This window comes from Rothia sp. HMSC073B08 (genome assembly GCF_001812975.1).
Classification (GTDB): domain Bacteria; phylum Actinomycetota; class Actinomycetes; order Actinomycetales; family Micrococcaceae; genus Rothia; species Rothia mucilaginosa.
Window position 1 is genome coordinate 967 of sequence record NZ_KV811081.1, and the last position, 3,205, is coordinate 4,171.

The 3,205-nt window shown below is 53.5% G+C and carries 2 protein-coding genes and 1 pseudogene; 2 read left to right on the plus strand and 1 reads right to left on the minus strand.

Translation table 11 applies throughout. From position 1 onward, the window contains the following. Positions 1-406 precede the first annotated feature (406 nt). On the minus strand, positions 407-1,462 hold the full coding sequence (gene zapE / locus HMPREF2884_RS06290; protein ID WP_005507543.1) for a cell division protein ZapE: 1,056 nt from the start codon (positions 1,460-1,462) through the stop codon (positions 407-409). A gap of 723 nt (positions 1,463-2,185) precedes the next feature. Between zapE and HMPREF2884_RS06295 the strand changes: the two genes are divergently transcribed. Further along, positions 2,186-2,896: a DUF6318 family protein gene (locus HMPREF2884_RS06295; protein ID WP_005506348.1), complete on the plus strand. Its 711-nt coding sequence runs from the start codon at positions 2,186-2,188 to the stop codon at positions 2,894-2,896. An 8-nt stretch (positions 2,897-2,904) separates the two neighbouring features. Continuing rightward, positions 2,905-3,205 (plus strand): annotated as a pseudogene (locus HMPREF2884_RS09020) (peptide ABC transporter ATPase); the annotation flags it as partial.

Here is a 3,205-nt window from a genome sequence, read left to right on the forward strand (position 1 = left end):
ATGAAAGTCCCTCCGAAAAGGAAGGGAAATAGCTACCCGAAAATAGCCCGCAACCATGCGGCAGAAACGGGTGCTTCGCGAGAACCTCGCGGAGGCTACACGCAAAATTATACACTCCAACCACATCTACCCCCGCATAACTCCCTGGCAAGGGAAGAAACCATGCGAGCGACACGCCATGTTCCCGTCACGTACCAGGTTCTCGCTCACACAAAGACCCCCGCCGGGTGCTTCCTAAGCGACCCGGCGAGGGTCCTCACGTATGAGAGGGGTTGGCGCGGTTCAGGTAAACCAGACTAACCAAGCTAACCATGCAAACCGGGCGAGCTTCGAGTCTCACGGGACTAGAAAGAACAGCGCATCAAAACCCGAGCCGGCCAAAGCTCGGCCCCGGCGAACAGCGGAACTAGCGCTCCGCCTCCTCACCCAGCATGCCCTCACGAGCCAACGCAGTCAAACGAGACACCGCACGGAAATACTTCTTCTGATAACCACCAGCCAGCATCTCCTCAGTAAACACCTTGTCAAAAGGCACACCCGAAGAAACAATCGGCAAGTCCTTGTCATACAGGCGGTCAGCCAACACCACAAAACGCAACGCCACCGACTGCTCAGTAATCGGGTGAACATCACGCCACGCAATACCATCCAGGCCATCAATCAGCTGACGGTAACGCGACGGGTGCACCTTCGCAAGATGCTCCACCAGGTCAGCGAAGTTATCAACACCAACAGTCTGGCCGCCGAACACTTCCTCAACCTTCGCTTCAAACGCATCATCAGCAACAGGCTCCGGTGCGGCAGGCAGGCCACGGTGACGGAAATCCTCACCATCCACACGGTGCACCTCAAATTGCGAAGCAAGCACCTGAATCTCACGCTTAAAATCCTCAGCCGCAAAACGGCCCTCACCCAGCGCACCAGGCAGCGTGTTCGAGGTCGCCACAAGCTTCACGCCAGCATCCGCCAGCTCACGCATCAGACGAGACATGAGCACAGTATCACCCGGATCATCCAGCTCAAACTCGTCAATACACACCAGCTTATAGCTGCTCAACGCCTCAACCGTTTTACGGAACGTCAACGCACCCACCAGGTTCGTGTACTCCACAAAAGTACCGAACGCCTTCGGGCCGTCCACATAATGCCACAGCGACGCCAACAAGTGAGTCTTACCCACACCAAAACCGCCGTCAAGGTACAGGCCAGCCTTCGTCGAATCCTTCTTCTTGCCACCAAACAGGCGACCAAAGAAACCGGCACCAGCACCGCCACCATTAATCTTGTCGCCAAAATCCTTCAGCTTCTGCACAGCCTCAGCCTGCGACGGCTGATTCGGATCAGGAATGTAGCTATCAAAAGACACTTCACCAAAACGCTCAGAGGGACGGAAACCCGCCAGCAACTCATCAGCAGAAACGCGAGGGATGCGGTCGGTCAAATGTACGGTCGTGGTGGGCACAAAAACTCTTTTCTTCAGTGACGGCGATGTGACTTCCGCTTTAAGTGTAGTACTGTCTAACACCCCGCGTGAGCCGCATGAGTTGCCCGCCACATTACGGGCACGAGGAGGGAGTGGGGGGTGGGATATGCGGGAGGGGCTTCTGAGCTGGAACGCGGAGGGCGGGATTGCGAAGGCCTGGGCGTTTGGGTGAGGAGGCTGAGGTGGAGTGTGTTTTGGGCAGGGTCTGTCTTGGACGGGTGCTCTTGGGTGGGCGCAGCGTTCGATAGGTTAGTGTCTTCGCCGTGGGTTTTAAACCCGCGGAGGAGGCAATAGCCTATCGATATTCCCTAAACCTATCGGCCATTACTCTGCCCCTCTAACTACTCCCCTAGCTTGCTGTTCATTCTTTTGGTCCGCAGCCCTCTCCCCTGGTCTGTTGCGGGGATGCTTTTGCCGGGGAACACTCGCCACTATGTGTAAATTCTTTGCGTGCAGGTACTTATTTGATACATAAAGCATTGAGGTGTTCGTATGGTGATGTTTCGTCGCTGTAGCACCCAAAAGAATACAAACGGCGGCAAACATGCGGTAGGGTGGTAACTGTAGTGTTCCATAACGCATTGATGCGTTTGTTGGGTGCGCTACGGGGCTGTTTCCCTTCCGGTGGTCAGCTTGACCTGCGAATAACGGCCTGACATGCACATATATCACACCGTCACCGATGATAGGAGCGCTTCTTCTATGGATTCGACCATTTTCAACCGCCGTACCCTGTTGGGTAGCGGCGCACTTGTGGGCCTTGGTGCCCTGCTCGCAGCCTGCGGTCAGCAGGCTAATAACGAGGCGGCAGCTACCGCCTCCGCCGCACCGAGCGAAACCGCTTCGGCGTCTGCGGCGGCATCTGGATCGCCTTCTGCGAGTGCCACTCCGTCTACTGTCCGAGGCTATTCCGGCGGTTCGAAGGCACCCGATGGGGAGTACCGTAAGGCCGACTGGCAGGGACCTGCACAGAATGTACCCAAGCCTCCTGTGCCCGAAGAGGGTTACCGCGAGAAGTCTATTTCCGGGCTGGAAAAGACTCTCCGGGCATGGATTCTGCATGAAAATTATTCAATCCAGACTGGAGACTACACTGAAACCCTTAAATTTTTGAGCCCATCCTTTACATCAGAGATTGATTTCTATAAAAAGATTTCTTCCCTGTACCAACGAGGTGGCTGGGTTGTAGCTGGAACCCATAATTTTATTGCCAATGGTGCTCCATGGTCTGAGGGCGGGGAGACCTATATTTGGCGCGCCTACCGCCAGTGGACTTACGCTATGTATGTTGAGCCTGACGGCAGCTGGGAAAATCATGAAAATAGTGAAGATAACAACAATATGTGGGATATTAAATTGCGCCACAACGGAGACCGCTGGCTTGTAGAATCTACGACAAAGGCCGAGAATTAGTAGATAACATGAAAAATATTACTAAAGCTACCATTATTTCTGCGGCTCTTATATTCTCAAATTTAGCTACAACTTGGGGGGTTGAGGGGGAATTTAGTTCATACTCTGGATGTGCCGCGAATAATCCAAATTCAGCACAAGTATGTGAGACTATTTTTATTAAATCCAGCCCTGATTCTAATTCTAATATTTCTAGAGGCTCTGACGGCAAGGTTTCTTCTGGCGGAGGTACTGTACGTAAAACCCAGGAAATAGAGTCAGCGGAAAAAGCAAAAACCCAAGTCCACGAATGGGAAAAGAGCCACAACC